At 46.3% G+C, this 21,047-nt stretch carries 22 protein-coding genes; 11 read left to right on the top strand and 11 right to left on the bottom strand.

Going from position 1 to position 21,047, the window contains the following annotated elements:
- The first annotated feature begins 11 nt into the window (after window positions 1-11).
- The 7 genes from hprK (at window position 12) to A3Q3_RS0110405 (ending at window position 6,866) form a co-directional block, all read left to right on the top strand.
- The gene (hprK, locus tag A3Q3_RS0110435; RefSeq protein WP_020183536.1) at window positions 12-962 is read left to right on the top strand and encodes an HPr(Ser) kinase/phosphatase; all 951 of its coding nucleotides are present in this window, start codon (window positions 12-14) and stop codon (window positions 960-962) included.
- Complete coding sequence (gene rapZ, locus A3Q3_RS0110430; RefSeq protein ID WP_020183535.1) at window positions 963-1,826, top strand: RNase adapter RapZ; 864 nt, start codon at window positions 963-965, stop codon at window positions 1,824-1,826.
- A 27-nt stretch (window positions 1,827-1,853) separates the two neighbouring features.
- A complete protein-coding gene (locus A3Q3_RS0110425) occupies window positions 1,854-2,273 on the top strand; it encodes a PTS sugar transporter subunit IIA (RefSeq protein ID WP_020183534.1) in 420 nt (139 codons plus the stop codon).
- A gap of 18 nt (window positions 2,274-2,291) precedes the next feature.
- Entirely contained in the window at window positions 2,292-2,561 is a 270-nt protein-coding gene (locus A3Q3_RS0110420) for an HPr family phosphocarrier protein (protein WP_020183533.1), read from the top strand.
- The gene (gene ptsP / locus A3Q3_RS0110415) at window positions 2,562-4,310 is read left to right on the top strand and encodes a phosphoenolpyruvate--protein phosphotransferase (protein WP_020183532.1); all 1,749 of its coding nucleotides are present in this window, start codon (window positions 2,562-2,564) and stop codon (window positions 4,308-4,310) included.
- 48 nt (window positions 4,311-4,358) lie between these two features.
- Window positions 4,359-4,697: a DUF4870 domain-containing protein gene (locus A3Q3_RS0110410; RefSeq protein ID WP_020183531.1), complete on the top strand. Its 339-nt coding sequence runs from the start codon at window positions 4,359-4,361 to the stop codon at window positions 4,695-4,697.
- A gap of 135 nt (window positions 4,698-4,832) precedes the next feature.
- A complete protein-coding gene (locus A3Q3_RS0110405) occupies window positions 4,833-6,866 on the top strand; it encodes a M3 family metallopeptidase (RefSeq protein WP_020183530.1) in 2,034 nt (677 codons plus the stop codon).
- A gap of 168 nt (window positions 6,867-7,034) precedes the next feature.
- Here the strand turns inward: A3Q3_RS0110405 and A3Q3_RS0110400 are convergent, their stop codons facing one another.
- Window positions 7,035-7,787: a hypothetical protein gene (locus tag A3Q3_RS0110400; protein WP_020183529.1), complete on the bottom strand. Its 753-nt coding sequence runs from the start codon at window positions 7,785-7,787 to the stop codon at window positions 7,035-7,037.
- A gap of 121 nt (window positions 7,788-7,908) precedes the next feature.
- Window positions 7,909-8,313: a helix-turn-helix domain-containing protein gene (locus A3Q3_RS0110395; protein WP_020183528.1), complete on the bottom strand. Its 405-nt coding sequence runs from the start codon at window positions 8,311-8,313 to the stop codon at window positions 7,909-7,911.
- Window positions 8,314-8,445: 132 nt separating this feature from the next.
- Here A3Q3_RS0110395 and tmpT point away from each other — a divergent pair, with 132 nt between their 5' ends.
- Window positions 8,446-9,090 carry a thiopurine S-methyltransferase gene (gene tmpT / locus A3Q3_RS0110390; protein WP_020183527.1) on the top strand — a complete coding sequence of 215 codons (645 nt, stop codon included), beginning with the start codon at window positions 8,446-8,448 and terminating at the stop codon, window positions 9,088-9,090.
- Here tmpT and A3Q3_RS0110385 read toward each other — a convergent pair.
- Together A3Q3_RS0110385 and A3Q3_RS14180 are read right to left on the bottom strand one after the other, a co-directional pair.
- Window positions 9,087-9,743, bottom strand: coding sequence for an HAD family phosphatase (locus tag A3Q3_RS0110385; protein WP_025223586.1), 657 nt, complete (start codon window positions 9,741-9,743; stop codon window positions 9,087-9,089). The genes tmpT and A3Q3_RS0110385 overlap by 4 nt on opposite strands.
- An 82-nt stretch (window positions 9,744-9,825) precedes the next feature.
- Window positions 9,826-10,545 carry a phosphatase PAP2 family protein gene (locus A3Q3_RS14180; RefSeq protein WP_020183525.1) on the bottom strand — a complete coding sequence of 240 codons (720 nt, stop codon included), beginning with the start codon at window positions 10,543-10,545 and terminating at the stop codon, window positions 9,826-9,828.
- 228 nt (window positions 10,546-10,773) lie between these two features.
- On the opposite strand from A3Q3_RS14180, the gene A3Q3_RS0110375 reads away from it, so the two are divergent.
- Window positions 10,774-11,043: a hypothetical protein gene (locus A3Q3_RS0110375; RefSeq protein WP_232418407.1), complete on the top strand. Its 270-nt coding sequence runs from the start codon at window positions 10,774-10,776 to the stop codon at window positions 11,041-11,043.
- A gap of 135 nt (window positions 11,044-11,178) precedes the next feature.
- Window positions 11,179-11,946, top strand: a complete 768-nt coding sequence (gene xth / locus A3Q3_RS0110370; RefSeq protein WP_025223583.1) for an exodeoxyribonuclease III — start codon at window positions 11,179-11,181, stop codon at window positions 11,944-11,946.
- A 4-nt stretch (window positions 11,947-11,950) separates the two neighbouring features.
- On the opposite strand, the gene A3Q3_RS0110365 is transcribed toward xth, so the two are convergent.
- The 7 genes from A3Q3_RS0110365 to def all read right to left on the bottom strand — a co-directional run bounded on the left by A3Q3_RS0110365 (window position 11,951) and on the right by def (window position 19,840).
- Window positions 11,951-13,213 carry a sigma-54 dependent transcriptional regulator gene (locus A3Q3_RS0110365; protein ID WP_020183522.1) on the bottom strand — a complete coding sequence of 421 codons (1,263 nt, stop codon included), beginning with the start codon at window positions 13,211-13,213 and terminating at the stop codon, window positions 11,951-11,953.
- Window positions 13,214-13,266: 53 nt separating this feature from the next.
- Window positions 13,267-15,399 carry an ATP-binding protein gene (locus A3Q3_RS0110360; RefSeq protein WP_020183521.1) on the bottom strand — a complete coding sequence of 711 codons (2,133 nt, stop codon included), beginning with the start codon at window positions 15,397-15,399 and terminating at the stop codon, window positions 13,267-13,269.
- 6 nt (window positions 15,400-15,405) lie between these two features.
- Window positions 15,406-15,966, bottom strand: coding sequence for a DUF4390 domain-containing protein (locus A3Q3_RS0110355; protein ID WP_020183520.1), 561 nt, complete (start codon window positions 15,964-15,966; stop codon window positions 15,406-15,408).
- Window positions 15,944-17,236 (bottom strand): 16S rRNA (cytosine(967)-C(5))-methyltransferase RsmB, encoded by a 1,293-nt coding sequence (gene rsmB, locus A3Q3_RS0110350; RefSeq protein ID WP_020183519.1) that lies wholly within the window; start codon window positions 17,234-17,236, stop codon window positions 15,944-15,946. Before rsmB ends, A3Q3_RS0110355 begins: the two co-directional genes overlap by 23 nt.
- Before the next feature lie 136 nt (window positions 17,237-17,372).
- Window positions 17,373-18,236 (bottom strand): zinc metalloprotease HtpX, encoded by an 864-nt coding sequence (gene htpX / locus A3Q3_RS0110345; protein ID WP_020183518.1) that lies wholly within the window; start codon window positions 18,234-18,236, stop codon window positions 17,373-17,375.
- Between the two features lie 80 nt (window positions 18,237-18,316).
- Window positions 18,317-19,240: a methionyl-tRNA formyltransferase gene (gene fmt / locus A3Q3_RS0110340; protein WP_020183517.1), complete on the bottom strand. Its 924-nt coding sequence runs from the start codon at window positions 19,238-19,240 to the stop codon at window positions 18,317-18,319.
- Between the two features lie 84 nt (window positions 19,241-19,324).
- Window positions 19,325-19,840, bottom strand: a complete 516-nt coding sequence (gene def / locus A3Q3_RS0110335; RefSeq protein WP_020183516.1) for a peptide deformylase — start codon at window positions 19,838-19,840, stop codon at window positions 19,325-19,327.
- Window positions 19,841-19,985: 145 nt separating this feature from the next.
- Here def and A3Q3_RS0110330 point away from each other — a divergent pair, with 145 nt between their 5' ends.
- A complete protein-coding gene (locus A3Q3_RS0110330) occupies window positions 19,986-21,047 on the top strand; it encodes a LysM peptidoglycan-binding domain-containing protein (protein WP_025223576.1) in 1,062 nt (353 codons plus the stop codon).

The raw sequence follows: 21,047 nt of genomic DNA, 5'->3' as shown, positions 1-21,047 counted from the left end.
TTCTTTAATCTATGGCTCAAATTAACGTTGACGAGCTATTCACACAAATCCGCCGCAAGCTCAAACTACAATGGGTAGCAGGGCTTGAAGGCGGCAATAAAATACTCACCTCCGGTACTGTTACCAAACCATCCCTAGCACTTGTTGGCCACTTAAATTTTGTGCACCCTAACCGGGTACAGGTATTAGGCTGTGCTGAGATGGACTATTTACACAATCTCAGCATAATTGCCATGCAACAGGCGGTCAGTAATTTATTTGCGACTGACCTTGCCGCCGTGATAGTGGCCAATGGCGAAAAAGCGCCAGAGGAATTATTAAAAGCGGCTGATCGCTCGCAAACTCCGCTGTTCACCTCCCCCCTGCCCAGCCCACAGTTGATGGAGTTGCTCGGCCACTATTTGGCCATTGCGACCGCAGAATCGACCAGCTTGCACGGCGTGTTTATGGAGGTGCAAGGCTTTGGTGTACTGATTAAAGGCAATGCTGCCATTGGTAAGAGCGAGTTAGCGCTCGAATTGATCTCGCGCGGGCATCGCTTAGTGGCCGATGACATTGTAGATTTTTATCGTATTTCCCCAGAGCGGGTAGAAGGTCGCTGCCCAGAACTGTTGCAAGACTTTTTAGAAGTACGCGGTTTAGGCATACTCAATATTCGGGCATTATTTGGCGATAATGCAGTCAAGCCTACCAAGCCCTTAGATTTGATGATTCAATTGGAATTGGCTGATACGCTTAACCCACTTGCGCTAGACCGCCTAAATGCTAAAACACAGTATGAGCGCGTATTGGAAGTAGATATCAGCAAAGTGGTGATTCCCATTGCGGCAGGCCGCAACATTGCGGTTTTGGTGGAGGTAGCCGTGCGCAATCACATGCTATTATTACGCGGTATTAATGCAACGCAGCAATTTACCAAGCGTCAAAAGCAAATCATGCTAAAAGAAAGCAAGAAATCATAAATGCAACTGATTATTGTCACTGGGCTATCTGGCTCCGGCAAAACCATCGCTTTGCGCGTGCTCGAAGACAGCGGGTTTTATTGCATTGATAATTTACCTGCAACCTTGCTGCCACAAATCGCGCAACATTTAGATACTGACAGCCTGCGCAAAGCCAACAAGAAAGTGAAAGTGGCGATCAGCATTGATAGCCGCAGCGCCGCATTAAAAGCGTTACCCAACGCCATTACACAGTTGAAATCCGAGGGCATCGACGTCAGCGTCTTGTATTTAGACTCCACCTTAGAAAGCTTGGTAAAGCGCTTTTCTGAAACCAGACGCAAACACCCTCTCAGCAATGAAAAAGCAACGCTTGCAGAAAGCATTCTGGAAGAACGTGAGTTATTGGCGGGCCTCGCCAGTTTGGGTCACCATATCGACACCAGCAGCTTAAGTGCCAATGCGCTACGCAACCATATCCGTGATTGGATTGCCGAGCCCAACAGCGACATCAACAATAGTGTGGTGGTGCTGTTTGTTTCATTTGGGTTTAAGCACGGCATTCCGCTGGATGCGGATTTTGTGTTTGACGTACGCAGCTTACCCAATCCGCATTACGATCCGGAATTAAGACCACTGACCGGAAAAGATAAACCAATTCAGGCATTTCTTGAAAAAGAACGCATGGTGGTTGATATGTTAGGCGATATTCAGCAATATTTAGAAAAATGGCTACCTAGCTTTAATCAGGACAATCGCAGCTATCTCACGATTGGTATTGGTTGCACCGGTGGTCAGCATCGTTCGGTCTATTTTGTAGAGCAACTCAGCGCACACTTTAAGCAAGAGTACAAAGTCATCGTGCGCCATCGTGAGCTCAGTTAACGGAAATATTTTTTTGAAGGCTGCAACATGATTGGAATTTTGATTATTGCGCACGGCTCACTAGGTGAGAGTTTAATTCAATGCGCAAGCCATGTGATGGGCAAACGCCCTCATCAACTTGAATACCTTGCGGTTTCCATACAGGATGACCCATCCTCATTATTTTTCACGGCGCAAGCCATGGTAACCAAGCTGGATGAAGGCCAAGGCGTATTGGTATTGTCTGATATTTACGGCGCAACACCTTGCAATATGGTCACCAAATTGGTCAACCAAGAAGGCGTGGCTGGCGTAGCTGGGGTTAACCTACCGATGCTAGTGCGCGTACTGAACTACCGGCAAGAGTCTTTAGAAGTGTGCATAGACAAAGCCATTTCAGGCGGACGAGAAGGCGTTGTGCACTTTACTAAAGAAGGCTGTAACCATCTTACCCAACCAAAAACATAACCAAGAAAACATGCATTTATGATCAAAGAATCCATAGAGATTATTAACAAACTTGGCCTGCATGCGCGCGCCTCTACCAAATTTACCCAAACCGCCAGCCAATTTAAAAGCGAAGTATGGGTAGAAAAAAATGGCCGCCGTGTAAATGCAAAAAGCATCATGGGCGTGATGATGCTTGCAGCGGCTAAAGGGACTATTATTCAAATTGAAGCCAATGGTGAGGATGAAGTGGCAGCGATTAACGCCATTAAAACATTGATTAACAACTACTTTGGAGAGGGTGAGTAATTGCCTAGCTTTAGCATACACGGTGTTGGTGTTTCCAGTGGGATAGCGATTGGTCGCGCTCATTTGGTTTCCAACGCACTGCTGGAAGTGGTGCACTATCAGCTCACACCCAATCTGATCGACGATGAGATTAAACGCTTTAGCGAAGCTATTCAAACAGTTAAGCACGATTTAGAGCAGGTGCGCGCGCAGTTACCCAAAAATGCACCGGCAGAGTTGGCCGCATTCATCAGCACACACTTGGCCATGCTCAATGACAAATCCCTGTCCGAAGCGCCCAAAGACATTATCCGTAACGAGCAATGCAACGCGGAATGGGCCATCAAACAACAAATGGATGACATTGTTGAGCAATTTGATGCCATCGAAGACGCGTACTTACGTGAACGTAAACACGATGTGGTGCAAGTAGTTGAGCGCATTATCAAGGTATTGTTGGGTCACCCTAGCCAATCGCCTAGCCAGAGCAAAGAAAAGCAACAGCAGGAAAATGCGACTATTTTAGTAGCACATGATATTTCACCGGCAGATGCCATTCAATTTAAGCAACACCAATTTGCTGCTTTTATTACCGATGTAGGCGGCGTTACCTCGCATACCGCCATTTTGGCACGTAGCCTGAACATCCCATCCATTGTAGCGCTGCAACGCGCACGTGATCTGATTAACGATGGTGAAATCATCATTGTCGATGGCACCTTAGGTGTTGTCATCGTCAGCCCGAGCAAAGAAATACTGGCGGAATACGAACTCAAGCAAGACCAGTGGCAGCTTGAGCAACAAAAATTACAACGCATCAAATCCACCAAAGCGGTGACCATGGACGGCACTGGTATTGATCTGTATGCCAATATTGAAGTACCGGAGGACGTGATTACCGTCAAAGCATCTGGCGCTACTGGCATTGGCTTATACCGTACCGAGTTTTTGTTTATGAACCGTCGCGAAATGCCGGACGAGGAAGAGCAATTTACTGCCTACAAGCATGTGGCAGAAGCCATGCAAGGCATGCCGGTGACGATCCGTACACTGGACCTGGGTGCAGATAAACAGATGAACCCGGACACCGTTTCTAACTGTGCAAACCCTGCACTTGGCTTGCGTGCTGTACGTTTCTGTTTGTCTGAGCCACAAGTATTTCATACCCAGTTCCGCGCGCTATTACGCGCTTCGCACTATGGCAATATTAAGATATTGATTCCCATGCTCTCTAACTTGACTGAGCTACGCCAAAGCAAAATACTGCTTGAACGTGCAAAAGAGTCTCTGCGCAAAGAAGGCACGCCGTTTAATGAGCAAATCACGCTCGGCGGCATGATTGAAGTGCCTGCAGCTGCTATTAATGCCGATGCGTTTGCCAGAGAACTGGATTTTCTATCGATTGGTACCAACGACCTGATTCAGTACACATTGGCCATCGACCGTACCGATGACGCCGTGGCACATTTATATAATCCATTGCATCCGGCTGTGCTTAAACTCATCCAAATGACGATTCAAGCTGCCGAAAAATACAACATCGGCCTCTCAATCTGTGGCGAAATGGCGGGTGATATCAAACTGACTCGGCTACTGATTGGCATGGGCATGCGCCAGCTTTCTATGCACCCTTCCAATATTTTGAGTGTGAAGCAGCAAATCTTGCATAGCCAAATTGAACGCCTGAATAAGCAGGTAAAGAAATTACTGAATTTAAGAGAAATCGAAAAGATTGAGTTACAAGTGATGGAACTGCACGCCGAGTTCTAACGTCTGTCAATTAAGCACGCTTTTATTTTTATCGCACAGGAGACATCCATGGCAGAAATTACTATCCCCAATAATGACGACAAAAACATTGCCACCATCACCCATCTGGGCGGTACCGTATTCTCATTTATCCCAGGCTTGCTGGTATGGGCACTCAAAAAAGATGACAACGCATTTATTGCAGATCAAGCCAAAGAAGCGCTGAATTTCCAAATTACGGTTTTGATTGCTCAGTTTGTAGCAGGCATATTGGCGATAATACTGATTGGCTTTGTCTTAATGGGCATTATCTGGTTATTGAATATTGTTTTTTGCATTGTTGCCGCCATCTCTAGTAGTAAGGGTGAAACTTATCGCTACCCATTCTGCTTACGTTTGATGAATTAGCCGCAAGCCCAATCCGTTTTTAGTCGCCCTGATAATAAAAATTGATTGGCGCGATTAAAAACTTCAATCCAACGCGCAGAACGTTTAGGCGATAATCACCATCTACTGATACATATAGCGTTTTAAGGAAACAACGTGACGACTGCCAACCCATTACTCGATTTTTCTGGTTTACCTAAATTCAATGAAGTGAAACCTGAACACATTAGCCCGGCCATTGAAAGCCTGATTGCCGAAGGTCGTGCATTGGTAGAGCAGCTCGCCACTGCTAGTGAACCGCCAACATGGGAAAACTTTGCACTAAAGTTAGAAGACCATAGCGAGAAGCTTGGCCGTGCTTGGAGCCAAGTAGGCCACATGAATGCAGTGGTGAACAGCCCAGAATTACGCGAAGCGTATAATGACAATTTGGCGAAGTTAACCGATTATGGCAGCGACATCTCGCAAGATGAGCGCTTATATGCAAAATTTAAAGCCATCCAATCTGGTGCAAACTTTGCAAAACTCACCCCGACTCAACAGGCCATTATTAATCACGAAGTGCGTGACTTTAAACTAGGCGGCGCCGAACTCCCAGCAGAACAAAAAGCGCGCTTTAAAATCGTGAGCGAAGAGTTATCTAGACTGGGCAGCAAGTTTGAAGAAAACATCATGGATAACACCAACGATTTCAAGCATATCGTTGAAGACGTGGCTGATTTAGCGGGCATTCCGGAAGACGCGATTGAAGCTGCTGCTGAAGCTGCAAAAACAGACGGTAAAACAGGCTTTCAATTTAGCCTGCACTTTCCATCCTATATGCCTGTATTGCAATACTCAAACAACCGCGCCTTACGCGAGACCTTGTACCGTGCATATGCCACGCGCGCATCGGAATTAAGTAAGCCGGAGTGGGATAACACACAGCTGATTAGCGATATTTTAAAACTCAAGCAAGAAGAAGCACGGACATTGGGCTTCAACAATTATGCCGAGCTATCTCTTGCCACCAAAATGGCAGACACCCCAAAACAAGTCACCGATTTTTTAGATACGCTGGCTATACGCGCAAAGCCATACGCTGAAAAAGACATGCAAGAACTGTTAGCCTATGCTAAAAAGCTGGGCATTGATGACATGCAAGCTTGGGACGTGGCTTACGTGAGCGAGAAATTACGTGAAGAAAAATACGCGTTCTCAGACCAAGAAGTGAAACAATACTTCCCCGAAAGCAAAGTATTGGCTGGCTTGTTTAAAGTCACGGAGACTATTTTTGGTGTACAAGTGCGCAAAGCCGAAGCGCCACTTTGGCATGCCGATGCTGCTTTTTATGAAATCAGTGATCAGCAACACAAACCTATCGCCTACTTTTATTTGGACTTGTATGCGCGCAATAACAAACGTGGCGGGGCATGGATGGACGAATGCATCACCCGCCGCAAAAAAGCGAATGGTGTAGAACTACCAGTGGCCTACCTTACCTGCAACTTCTCCGCGCCAGTTGGGGGCAAACCAGCACTGTTCACACACGATGAAGTCATCACCATGTTCCACGAGTTTGGTCACGGCTTGCATCATATGCTCACGCAAGTGGACGAGTATGGCGTATCTGGCATTAAAGGTGTGGAATGGGATGCCGTTGAGTTGCCCAGCCAATTTATGGAAAACTTCTGCTGGGAGTGGGATGTGTTACGCCACATGACTGCACACGTAGACACTGGCGCGCAGTTACCACGCGAGTTATTCGACAAAATGGTTGCTGCCAAAAACTTCCAGGCCGGCATGCAAACCGTGCGTCAAATTGAGTTCTCACTATTTGATATGCGCTTGCATGGCGACTTTGACCCCAATGGTAAACAAACAGCGCTCGATTTAATCGAACAAGTGCGTGATGAAGTCGCGGTGGTACGCCCACCTAAATGGAATCGCTTCCCCAATAGCTTTAGCCATATTTTTGCCGGTGGCTACGCTGCGGGTTATTACAGCTACAAATGGGCAGAAGTACTGTCTGCAGATGCCTATAGCTTGTTTGAAGAAATGGGTACGCTATCTGCCGAAGCTGGCACTCGCTTTAAAAACGAAGTGTTGGCTAAAGGTGGTAGTCGCCCAGCCATGGAATCTTTTGTGGCTTTCCGTGGTAGAGAACCCAGCATGGATGCGCTATTACGCCATAATGGGATGAGCGTATAGCCTCGTACTAAGTAGGGTGTGTAACGGCTCCCCACCCTACCACCTAGAAGAAAGGCTCCAGCACTGTAGACAAAATGTTCAACACTAGATTATCGAGTTGCATCCAAAGATAGCAGACACCTAGACGAAGTTAGTTTTTTTATCAGTCCTGAGACTAACACTTTTTACCTACTTCTTATTTAACAGACGTAGCTTCAATGTCTCATTTAACTTTTTGGTAGGCAATTTAAAGGCCATGCCATTCAAAGTCCCTAGAAATATTGTTTTATCAGCTTCCGTCTCATGCGGGCCAAAAACAAATCTATACTCTTTTTGATGTTGGTAATTATCTCTTTTATGAAATACAGCTTCGAGACCATTGAAACTACCATGAAATTTGTCTGAATCATAATATTTAACCAATCCGCTTGAACACGCCATATCACTTTTTTTTGCTGTCACTTTAACCTTATCTATAAACTCTTGAACCTTGTAAATAACAACTGCCAATTCACCAAGCAATAGAGCTTCGTTACTAATCTTAGAGCAAGCTTTAAGCAATTTGTTTATTTCTTTAACGGCCTTAATTCTTTCATCTTTTGTACGGTATGTTTTTTCGAACTTTGGAATCTTCACCGCATACATGCAATACAGATTTAAACAATTAAAACTGTTAGCTTGTATAATTAATGGGCCAGCTAGATTTTGAATTGGAAATGATTTTTCAATACCATTTTTATCTTTAAATGAAATGGTAAGGGATACTTTGTCAGGCTGATGCCAATCAGTGGCACCTTCGAATAAGTCTCCTCTTTCAGTATCACCCTCAATCCGCTTATATGCCCCAAGCGTCCTACAAAACATCTCTCCATTATTGATAAAAGAGTTTGCATACTCTTCTTTATCGAAAATCTTAATCAATAAAATAATTTTGGAGCTCATATGAAAAATTATCTCACTGTTCTAGCTAGGTAGGGTGGATTCTTGAACTCACGCGTAACACCATTGGCAACACCGACTGCGTGAGTAACAAGTGACCCACCCTACTTGCTCATACATTTGCCTATACACTTTTCTTCGCTATCAGCTGATGTTTACCAGCAAGACCTAGCAACCGCTGAAATTTTGGACACTCAAAATGTGTGGCAGCTTTACAAGCGACAGCATGACGCAAGCCATCACGCATAGCTGTCAACTGGTGGATTTTTCTATCTATTTCATCAGCCTTGGCGGCTAGTAACGCACGGTCTATTTTGGGACCATCGCTGGTAAACATGGTACCGATTTCGTCCAACGTAAGCCCGGCGCTACGCCCAAGAGAAATAAGCGCCAGCTTTTCCAGTACGCTGCAATCGAACAATCTGCGCAAGCCGTGGCGACCTGTGGATTGTATCAAGCCCCTTTCTTCATAATATCGCAATGTAGATGAGGCAAATCCTGTTTTTTGAGAGACTTCGACAATATCCATCTTTTACCTCACGATTCCACTTGACTTAAAGTTGGCTTGAAGTTGTATAGTAACCAGACTTTACAAACAAATGCTAGCTACTTAGGCCTTGAGATTAGAGAATCTAGCACTTATCGATGAAATGGAGCAGGCATGGAACACAACTTTTGGCACGAACGTTGGCAAAACAACCAAACTGGCTTTCACTTAGCCGAAGCCAATCCGCTACTGGTTAAATATTTCTCTAGCCTGAATTTGCAGCAAGGTGCACGTGTATTTTTACCATTGTGCGGCAAAACCGTGGATATTGCTTGGCTGCTAACGCAAGGTTACTGCGTAGCAGGTGCGGAACTCAGCCAAATTGCGATTGAGGATTTATTTAACAGTCTGAATTTAATACCCACCATCACCACCCACGGTGAAATCATGCATTACAGTGCGCCGAATATAGATGTATTTGTAGGCGATATATTTAAAGTCACCCCTGCGATGCTGGGTAAAGTAGATGCGGTGTATGACCGTGCAGCTTTGGTAGCGCTACCGAATGAGATACGTGGCAATTACACCACGCACATAGGCGCGATTACGCAACATGCACCGCAGTTGCTGATTTGCTTTGTGTATGATCAAAGCCTACAAGCTGGCCCGCCGTTTTCTGTAAGTGCTGAAGAAGCAAAGCTGCATTACCACAATCTTTACGACTTAATGCTCTTAGCCACCGAGCAAGTGGATGGTGGCTTAAAAGGCGTATGCCCGGCCACCGAACAAGTGTGGCTGCTTAAACCGCTGCGCCATTAGGCCATTGTGTTAAGCGGCGCAATCGCATTGAGCCAATCTTGCAGACTCTCTACCACTTGATGGCAATGTGCACGTACGTAATCGCTCGGTTGCAATAAATCTGGTACTACCACTACCTTTAACCCAGCTGCAATAGCAGCGCGCGCACCCATCTCACTATCCTCAAACGCAATACATGCTTGCGGACTTAGCCCTAGCTTGTTAACCGCCAGCAAATAAATATCAGGATTGGGCTTACCGCGTTCAACCTCTTGCCCGCTGGTAAGATGGCTAAAGTGATTGAGCACGCCCACATGATTTAAACGGTGTGTAATGTGATGCATGGGTGAGGAAGAGGCTACGCTGCAGATGATCTGATTGGCTTGATAGTACTCCAGCAAAGCCTGTGCGCCTGTCTTGAGCGGAAACATATGATTGCGTTGAGCCAACAGCGCATCTAACCCCTGCATCACAAGGTTAAAATTTTCCACCCCATTTAACTGCTCCACCATAATGCGTGTGGAATCAGGCCCTGCGCGGCCAATCAGTTCCACATATTCGGCTTGCGTATAAGTAATCCCCACTTGCGCTGCAGCCTGGATGCAGGCTTGCATGATGATACGCTCTGAATCAATCAGCAGGCCATCCATATCAAATATTGCAGCTTTTATCACGTTGATTATCTTTTTCGCAAAGGCAGGTGTTTGGTATAGCGAGCGCTTATCTACAATATGCCTACGCTAATGTCATCAGAAACTAGGATTGAAATAACAGTACTTTGATGGCCCAGCGGAAAATTGGGAAAAAGTCGCGCGCACTCTCAAACATCTCATATAGTTGACCAGCAAACAACATCAATAGCGGGTAAAAATACTCTGGTTTTCGTTCAGAGAAAGCCACCAATTTATCTACGGCTTGCGTATGAATGAGATAGGTGTAGCCTACCCAAGCAGAGAAACAGCCAATGGCCGCACCCACCAACTCGTCAGTCAGAAAGTGAAAGCCCAGCCATAACCTAGGCAGAGCAATAAACAGAATAGTGTATGCCAGCGCAGCCATTCCAGAGCGTTTGTGTAAAAAGTAGATGGACAATGAAATTGCGAAAAATAGAGAGGCGTGATCACTCGGAAAAGAGCTCCATCCATTCAGTATCCATTCATTGACACTATACGGCGCTTGTAAATGGAGCTCAGGGTCATAAATCGGCCTATATCTAAAGGGAGAGAGTAGCGCAATCGCGCGCGCGATAAACTCTGCAAATACTGCCACAATAAAAATCAGCAGAAAGCCTTTTTTCTTACTGATTAAATCTTCAATATTGCTTTTGAACCAGACATAACAAATGATGCTGAGTAACACTGCCCCTTTAAACAAATGATTGTGCGACACTTGAAAAACCAAGGCATCCACCACTGGCGTGCGGTGCACAAATTGGTTGAAGAAATAAGCAATCTGGTTATCAACAAAGTTACGCATATATCATTATCATATTAAATAATATTATTCTAAGTATCGGCATTATAAGCACATAGTGGACACACCGACAATCTGCCGCATACATAGCGTGCAACCGTTCGATTCACGCGCTTAAGCCTATACTTTTTATATGCATTCGCTTAATCTAAACGTATTCTCTAGCAACCATTTTTTGAGGTCACCATGCGGCAATATTTCATCTTATTTTTCTGTTTCACCTGTATCAACTTGAGCACCGCTGCTCATGCGGAGGAAACCAGCACGGAAGATATCGTGGCCAAAACGGCCAACGGTGATGAAGTTATTTTGCATCCAAACGGTTATTGGGAGTTTGTTGATGCACAGAAAGCAGCTGTGGCCAAAACTCAGGTAGAGAAAATCGCACGTGAAGAAGGCTGCCCACGTGGCACACGTGCAAGCTTTTTTGGTATAGGCCGCTGCATTGCTAACGATGACCCGGCACTCAAGCACGGCTCGCGTGGTGGCAAAGGCTGGTAAGCGAAGCAATCACTTACTTAGCAGCATCAAGACCTAATCACACAAGGCTTCTACCACCCCATCACTGCTTGGCTCAGGCTGATTGACGAAGTCAACCATGCTAAAATCAACCTTATTTTTTTACGAGACCGCACCTTGAAACTCGCCACTTGGAATGTTAACTCTTTAAACGTACGGTTGCCTCATGTGCTGGATTGGCTTAATACCAACCAACCAGATGCGTTGTGTTTGCAAGAAACCAAACAAGAGGACAGCAAATTTCCATACGAGGCTTTAAAAGAAATCGGCTATAACGCAATCCATAATGGGCAAAAAACCTATAACGGCGTGGCGATTCTCAGCCCGCATGCGTTGGAAAATGTGCAGCGTGATATGCCAAACTTTGCAGACGAACAAAGACGTGTGATTGCTGCCACGATTCAAGGGGTACGCGTGATTTGTGCGTATGTGGTCAACGGGCAAGCCGTAGATTCTGATAAATATCAATACAAGCTACGCTGGCTACAAGCGTTTCATGCATGGTTGATCGATGAGTTAAAACAGCATGCTAACCTAGCTGTGCTGGGGGACTACAACATTGCCCCGCAAGATCGGGATTGCCATGATCCGGCAGCTTGGCTAGGGCAAGTACTAGTCAGCCCGCCCGAGCGAGAGGCATTTAACCAATTGCTCTCGCTAGGCCTGCACGACAGTTTTAGGTTATTGAACAATGAAGATGGACAGTTTACTTGGTGGGATTACCGCATGGCCGGGTTTAGGCGCAACTTAGGTATGCGGATAGATCATATTTTGGTGAGCACACCGTTAACATCTGCGTGCACCACATGTGTGATTGATAAAGCACCGAGAAAACTGGAGCGCCCAAGCGACCATACACCAGTCGTGCTTGAGCTAAACGTCTAAACTGTTAGCCCTTGATTTTAATACCTAGCTGCTTCAGCTTCCGGTAAAGGTGCGTGCGTTCCAAGCCAGAAATCTCAGCGAGTTTACTCATATTGTTGTGAATCAGCTTCATATGATGCTGAAAATAAAAGCGCTCGAAATCATCTCGCGCCTCACGCAAAGAACGCGTTAAATCTATCGGTAACGGCGCAAGTGCTGCATGTTGCGGCGCCTGCTTAAACTGGTCTAACACGCGTTGCACATCTTCCAAGGTGATGACCTCACCCAAGGTAGATAACATCAGGTTTTGCACTACCGCTTCCAACTCAGATAAATCGCCATGCCACTCGGCATTTCTCAGCGCATTGAGTGCGGCTATATCAAACGATTTATAACCTAGATTCATGGTCTCGACTAACAGGGTAGCCATGGCATTCACCAAATCGGGAATGTCTTCACGATGCTCATTCAAGCAAGGCACACGAATGGCACCGCTGGCGAGCACTTGTAGTAAGCCCTGCTCCAGTGCACCATTTTCAATCAGTTGCGGAATACCAAACGTGGTGGCACAGACCACGCGCGTACCCAATTTTTCGGCTTTGGCAATAATCAAGCTAAGCCCTTTTTGCTCTGTCTTATTGAGCGCAGTGACCTCGTCTATAAACAATACGCCATCACGCACTTGATCCAGCACTTCCAATGGCGAGGTCGCTAGTTTTTCATATTCATTTAACGCTATCCACGGCGTGCCGGGTGCACGTAAAAACTGTGCACATAGCTCAACACTACCGCCTTTTTTGCCTACCAACAGCAAGGTGTTTTTACTGCGGGATATTTGCTCTAACCGCTGTTTTAACTCATTGATGACAATGCTCTTACCAAAACTGGCCAGATTCATTTCAGTGTGTGGGAGTGTTTCACCATGCTTTAAGGCAGCAGAGACTGTTTTGAGTAATTTCTGCAGTGCGATAGGCTTCTCTAAAAAATCAAAGGCGCCTATGCGGGTAGCTTCCACCGCAGTATCAATGGTGCCATGTCCAGACATCATGACGACTGGCATCGTCAGCAAGCCAGAGTTACCCCATTCTTTTAGCAAGCTAATGCCATCGCAGTCTGGCATCCAGATATCTAGCAACACCAAATCCGGGCGTTCTTTAAGACGCTCTTCACGCGCAATGTGCGCATTTTCTGCCAAACGCACATGGTGCCCTTCATCCAGCAAAATATCACTTAAGAGTTCACGAATCCCGATTTCATCATCTACTACCAAAATGCTACGTGATGCCATTGTTATACTTCCCTCAACTTGCTTCTGTGCGTGGTGTTTGTTTCACGATATTGCTAGCGTTTTTCAACGGGCAATAAAATGATTATACAAGCTCCACCCGATTCTCTGTTTTCTATTTTAATCTGTCCACGCTGCTCTTCTATCATTTTCTTGACAATGGCAAGTCCTAGCCCCGTGCCATGCGCTTTGGTGGTGACATAAGGCTCAAATGCATGCGTCAGCAATTCCACTGGAAAGCCTTGTCCATTATCGGACACGGTGAGTTTGACTTTATCACCATCCAATTCTGTGGTGACCTCGATAATAGGCTGCGTCTGTTGTACCAGCGCATCTTGTGCATTTTGAATCAGGTTGTGCAGCACCTGCCTTAACATGGTGGCATCCCCCATCACCGCAGGCAGTTTAGGCGTAAGCGTTAACGTCAGTTGCACACGTTCTTCACCGTATAAACTCGAAACATCTTTAATCAAACTATTCAGTTTTACACTGACCAAATTCAGCGCCGGCGTACGCGCATACTCACTAAACTCATTCACCATCGATTTCATGGCGCCCACTTGATTCACGATGGTATCTGTAGCCCGCTTCAGCATGGCGGCATCTGTTTCATCTAGTTTACTATGCAGTTTGTGCTGTAAGCGTTCTGCAGACAATTGAATGGGCGTGAGTGGGTTTTTAATTTCATGTGCCAATCTACGTGCCACCTCTGCCCAAGCTGCGTCACGCTGCGCTTGCGCCATGGTCGTCACATCATCAAATACCACTACAAACCCGTTTCCGGTACCGGCTGGCAAACGTGTTGCACGCACCAGAATATATTGCTTGCCGTGATTACCGGTGACTTCAATTTGGCGATTCAGCTCTAATCTGGCTAACTCTTTTTGTTTTGTGTCTTCAAAATGTACGCTGACCATCTCTACAAACTCTTGTAAAAATGGGTGTTGCGCAGTGATTTCCGAAAAGGCGCGATTCTCAAAGGGGACTAAATCAATGCCCAAAATATTGGTAGCGGTGTGATTAAAAGTGCGCAGTTCAAATTGTGCATTAATGGCCAATACGCCGGAGGACAAATGCGCCAAAATGGTTTCTAAGTAGGCACGCGCCGCCTCTACCCGAATACGGTTCTGCTCGGTGGCCTTAGTGGCATCGTCTAATTGGCGCGTCATGCTGTTGAATGACTTCACCAACACCCCTAGCTCATCGTTACCAAACTGTGGCAACACATTGCTGTAATCTCCACTGGCAATGGCACGTGTACCTTCTGCCAGCACACTGATGGGCTGAGACAAACGCCGACTCAACAAAAAGGCGATGGCCAAAGCAGATAGCATGGCCAGCATCAACACCATGGTCAAGGTCAGTGCAAACACATCTTTAAGCGAGCCACGGCTATAAGACAGCTCTTGGTAATCCTGATAAACCTCTTGCACCGCTTCTGCAGTATTTGATAAAGCTTTCGGCACCGGCTGCAATAACTGCAAAATACGCGTTTCGCTGGTCATCCCCTGCAATTCCACAGGGGCGAGCACGCGCATATACAAGCCTTTACCTGGGATAGGCTCAATCTTGCCGTAGATACGACGCTGCGCCTGTCTGAGCTGGGGAATACTCGGCAGCTCCGGTAAGAAGCTACTAGGATCCCCACTGGAGACAGATAAAATACCGCCTTGCGGTGTCAATAACGCGGCCTCTTGAATCCCAGACTTTTCGCGCAAATCGTTCAGTACCGCGTAATGTGCACGCGTGGGCTGGAACGCAAGGCTGGTTGCCATGTTCTCTGCTTTTTCTTCGATATCGACCAACATAATATCCAAAGCACGCTGCCCTAAACTCAGGCCGCCATCCAGCGCAGACTCTACTTTTACATTAAACCAAGATTCAATGGAGCGCGTAAGAAAATTTACCGAGACTAAATACACCACCATCCCAGGCAAAATAGCCATGAGTGCAAACGCAGTGAGCAGCCTTAGGTTTAGGCGGCTACCAACCACCTTAGCCTTTGCATTTTTATACAAATGCCACACCTGAAAACCAATCACCCCTACCAACAAAATAGCCAGCGCGATGTTAATGTAAAGCAGATATTTGTAGTAATCCCCAGAGATGGAGGTATTAGAACTTGCAACAGAAAGCAAATACAGCAGCACTAAACTCATGCCGATGCTAATGAAAATAATAAACCGCATGGCGCCCTACTTGAGGTCTTTGACCGGCCAAGAATAAATAGGAGATGCTAGGTTCCAATTTTCAGAACTAATCGCATCCACTTGAATCGCTTTAGGCAACTTGCCTTTATCCAAACGCATCAGCAAAGCTGCCCGGTAGAATTCGCTTTTTTCTAGCTGGCTTTTCACAGCCACACGCCAGTCTCGCACCACCGCTAGCTGCTGACGCGCTTCGTGTAGCGATTCAAACGACTTTTGATGCACATCGTAGCTGACCAAATACTGTCGTGTCAGTGCATGGTAACTTAGTTGAATGGGCTTGCTGACAGTGACAATCTCATCATCAAACCAATATTGGTGCGGCTCTACAATTTGAAATTCCACTAAAAAAGTGAGCGGAACACCCTTATTAATCGCCTCTTCAATCGATGGTCCAAAGCTGATATCAAAATCGGCATTGAGAAGAATAACGTCTTCAGAAAAAGTTAATTCTGCGCTTTTTACATTGATGCTATTGGCGGCAGCAAACGCATACCAAGATACGGCGAGCAGGCTAAAAAAAATACTAAATTTTTTGCAAAAGCGCATAAAACAATCCGTCATGTAACGGGCTAGGAATTAACTGACCATTTAAACATCGCATGTGCTCATCAAGATTGCTTTCTACACGAACCGGCAACTGCTTTGCATCTACATGTTGTCGTAAAAATGCGTCAATTTGTTGTTGATTTTCTTCATCAAAGACCGAACATGTAACATAAAGCAATTTGCCGCCTTTTGCTAACATTTGCCACAAATTCAACAAAATTGCCGACTGCTGTTGCGTGAATGAGACAATATCTGCCTCGCGGCGAAGCCATTTAATGTCCACATGGCGCCGTACAATACCAGATGCGCTGCAAGGCACGTCGGCTAAAATGCGGTCAAACAACTGCCCATCAAACCAGCCTTTGGCATTGGCTGCATCCCCCACTTTTAACGTGGCATTCAGCGATAAACGCTGCAAGTTACTCGCCACCCTATCTAAACGGCTCGCATCATTATCCAGCGCAGTCAGCTGCACATCTGCAAACTCCAACACATGTCCGGTTTTGCCACCCGGTGCACAACATGCGTCCAACACACGCATATCAGCACTGATATCTAATAAATGCGGCGCCAATTGTGCCCCGTAATCTTGCACCGAGACCACACCTTCATTAAAACCAGGGATATCGCCCACGGCCATCGGTCGGTCTAGCCTCACAGCAAAACTGCCTATTTGTTGGGCTTGAATACCATGTCGATCTAGTAATTGCACATAGTCCGCCGTGGTGATTTTGCGCCGGTTCACGCGCAAGGTCATGGGTGGATGCATATTGCCAACCTGAAGCATGGCCTGCCAATCTTGCGGATATTGTTGTTTAAGCTTATTAATCCACCATTGTGGGTAGGCATACTGTGCGACCTCATGCTGCATCACCTTTGGCATCAGCGCTGTTTGTTGGCGCAAGAAATTACGCAGCACCCCATTCACCAAGCCTTTGGCCCATTTAGGCTTTGCATAGCTAGCCGCTTTAACCGCTTGATTGACCACCGTAAAATCATCCGCTTTATCATGCAATAACTGATACAACGCCACCAACAGCAACGCATGCACATGCCCATCGGCCAGCGGTTTATCTAAGAGCTGATTCAGATAAATCTCCAACTCACCATAAAAACGCAATGTGCCATAACTTAAATCAGCCGCGGCGCCACGCTGTTGTGGCGTAGCCTGTGTAAAGCGCTGCTGCGCCAATGGCAATGCCAGTGTTAGATTTTTACCAGATAACACTTGATGCACCGCATTGGCTGAGATTTGTTGGGCGATATACACAGAATAAGCTTTACATGTTAAAGAGCGTTGATTTTACTTGATTCCCTTGTTGCTAGGCGCGCTATTGCGCAATTGACAATAAAAAAGGCGATGTCTCCATCGCCTTTTTACACAGCTTGTTACGCGCCGTTAAAAACTAATATTGATTTGCCAATGCCATCAATTTTGCAATTCTGTCTTCGGTTTGCGGGTGGGTGCTAAATAAGCCTCTCAAGCTACCGCCAGAAAGTGGATTGATAATCATCATTTGCCCGGTTTCTGGGTGCGCTTCTGCCGTCTCATTGGGGATTTGATGCGCATAATGATGAATTTTTTGCAGTGCACTGGCCAATGATTTAGGGTCGCGGCTAATCTCTGCGCCCATTCTGTCTGCCTCAAATTCGCGCGCGCGTGAAATCGCCATTTGAATCAATGATGCTGCCAAAGGCGCTAAAAACATCATCAAAATGCCTAAAATCGGGTTCACATTACGCTCGCCATTGGCGTTATGGCCACCACCAAACATCATGCCAAACTGCGCTATAGACGAGATTGCCCCCGCTACGGTCGCAGAGATTGTGGAGATTAAGGTATCGCGATTTTTAACGTGCGCTAGCTCGTGCGCCATGACACCACGCAACTCACGTTCACTCAATATTTGCATAATACCGGTGGTGGCTGCTACCGCTGCATTTTCCGGGTTACGGCCGGTGGCAAATGCATTGGGTTGCGATTCATTGATTACATACACTTTAGGCATTGGCAAACTAGCATGTTCTGCCAGCTCTTTTACCATGCTGTAGTAGTTTCTAAATTGGGTATTGTCGGGCGTGACTTCCATCGCCCCATACATTTTCAACACGGCTTTATCGCTAAACCAATAGGCGTATACATTCATGGCAGCCGCCAATAATAGTGCGATCATCATGCCGCCAGCCCCACCCATGGCAGCGCCTACGCTACCAAACAGCGCCACAATCGCTGCCATCAGCGCAAAGGTCTTCATCCAATTACCAAACATTGCTTTCTCCTTAAGTCCGCAACTACTGTCGAGTTACTCTTAGCACTAATATGCTGTCCACTTCGTGAGTTTCAATAGCATTAGCTAAACATTTCGCCTAGTTTGACATGCTGTCCTTGAATAAATTGCTGTGCAGATTGGCGTTTTGCACCCGGCATTTGCAACTCAGCAATATCGAGCAAACCATCCCCACAGCCAACACTAATGTAGTCGCCCAAGGCAACGATCTCGCCCGGTGCAGCCTTGCCGTCACGAGAGGTGGCAAACCAGATTCGGCACGTCTCGCCTCTAAACTGTGCACTGGCTACGGGAAAAGGATTAAATGCACGCACTTGACGTGACAACGCCTCTGCTGTTTGCGTCCAATCGATGGCTGACTCCGCTTTTTCCAGCTTGTGCGCATAGGTCACTAGCGCTTCATCTTGCGGTGTGGCCGCAAGCTTGCCGGTTTGCTCTAATGTCTGCATGGCATCGACCATCAACGCTGCGCCTTGCTCACTCAAGGCATCGTGTAACGTCTGCGTGGTATCGCGCTCGGTAATTGGCACTGTGCCTTTACTCACCATCGCGCCAGCATCCAATGCAGGCACCACCTCCATAATGGTGACCCCGGTTTCCACATCACCAGCCAAAATCGCACGATGAATCGGCGCCGCGCCGCGCCATCTTGGCAGCAGTGACGCGTGAATGTTGTAGCAACCTTTGGATGGCATCGCCAATACTGGCGTTGGAATAATCAACCCATAAGCCGCCACAATCATCACATCAGCTTGCAATGCCGCAATCTGTGCCTGTACTTCTGCTGGTTTAAGTGACGCAGGCTGAAACACATTGAGCTGATGTTGCAATGCCAACTGTTTCACTGGACTAGCACGCAGCTGCATACCCCTACCTGCAGGACGGTCCGGCTGCGTGAGCACCATCACAATACGATGCCCAGCAGCAATCAATGAGGCCAATGCAGGCACTGCAAATTCCGGTGTGCCTGCAAAAATAATGTTCATAGCGCTTACCTTAAAGATGACTTATTTTTTGATACGGATGGCCATCAGCTTGTCCAACGTTGAGGCGTAGTGGATATAGCCTAGCTAGTAGTTATTGCGCGTGATCTCACGCGCATGTTTTACCATTTTATTCTTAATACGATTACGTTTCAGTGGAGAAAGGTATTCGACAAACACTTTACCTTTTAGGTGATCCATTTCATGCTGAACGCATACGCTGAGCAAGCCTTCAGCTTCTAACGTGAAGCGCTCCCCCTCTACGTTTTGTGCTTCAACTGTAACTTTCTCTGCACGCGTCACCGTTTCATAAATGCCGGGCACCGACAAACAGCCTTCTTCGTAGGTTTGTGTGCCGCTTTGCGCAACAATTTTAGGATTAATGAGTACCAGCAAGTCATCTTGCTCTTTACTGGTATCAATCACAATCAATTGGATATGCCTATCCACCTGCGTTGCAGCCAATCCGATGCCGGGGGCATCGTACATGGTGTCACGCATATCTTGCACCAAACGCTTTAAATCCGCGTTAAACACTGTCACTGGTTTTGCCACGGTATGCAGACGTGGATCTGGGTAATTAAGTATTGATAATAGCGCCATAAACTAAAAGTGTTGTCTTTATATCAACAGCCGCCATTTGGATGCTATTGCATTTGCCAAAAAAGCTTGATTGTTGAATGAATTACGTGATAAATTTAATGCAACTTCGCGGATTTTTCCGCTCATTTTGACCGAGGTCAACTGTATGTTTCGTTCTATTATAACGCTGCTGAGTCTAAGTTGTTTATGCTTATCTGTTCATGCAGACGAAATTACACTACAAAAAAACCACCCAGAACGTTATGTCGTCAAAAAAGGCGATACGCTATGGGGCATTTCCGGCAAGTTTTTAAAAGACCCTTGGCAATGGCCAAAAGTGTGGAAAATGAATCGTACGGAAATTAAAAATCCGCATTTGATTTATCCAGGCGATGTAGTTGTACTAGACACATCTAACGGTAGTCCGGAATTCAAATTACTACGTCAAACTGTAACATTAGAGCCTGGCGTGGTGGAAGAACCCCTAGAAAAAGAAGCGATTTACACCATTCCACCGAATATCATCGGCCCGTTCTTAAGTCAGCCTTTGTTAATTGAGAACGATGAGCTGGATACTGCCCCACGCATCATCGGCGCACAAGACAACCGCCTCATTCTAAGTCCAGGCACACGCATATATATCAATAATTTAGAAGAAGCCGATAAAACGTTTTGGAATATTTACCGCCCTGGCGATGTGCTCAAAGACCCTGACACCAATGAAGTACTAGGCACGGAAGCGATTTATCTAGGAGACACCCGTATTACCAAATTCGGCAAGCCAGCCTCCGGTAATATTGTCAAAGCCAAAGAAGAGATTTTTACCAAAGACCGTTTAGTCGTGGCATCAGAAGGCTTTAAAGAAAGCTTCATTCCACACGCGCCAGAATCTGAAGTAAAAGGTCGTATTCTTAGAATCTACGGCGGTGTAGCAGAAGCTGGCCCAGAAACCGTGGTATCCATTAACTTGGGTAGTAAAGACGGTGTAGAGGATGGTCACGTATTGGCGGTTAGCCGCCATGGCCGCATCATCAAAGATCCGGAATATAAAGAAGACAAATCCAAACCTGTCGATAAAAAAGCCAAACTCAAACCCGATGAAGTGCAATTGCCTGATGAGCGCGTGGGTTTGGTGATGGTATTTAGAACGTTTGATCGCGTTTCCTACGGGCTGATTATGCAAACGTCCGATGCGATTTATACATTAGATACGGTACATACTCCATAA

Origin of the sequence: Methylotenera sp. 1P/1 (genome assembly GCF_000384355.1) — a bacterium.
GTDB lineage: Bacteria > Pseudomonadota > Gammaproteobacteria > Burkholderiales > Methylophilaceae > Methylophilus.
This window is presented reverse-complemented; position numbering and strand designations above follow the sequence as displayed.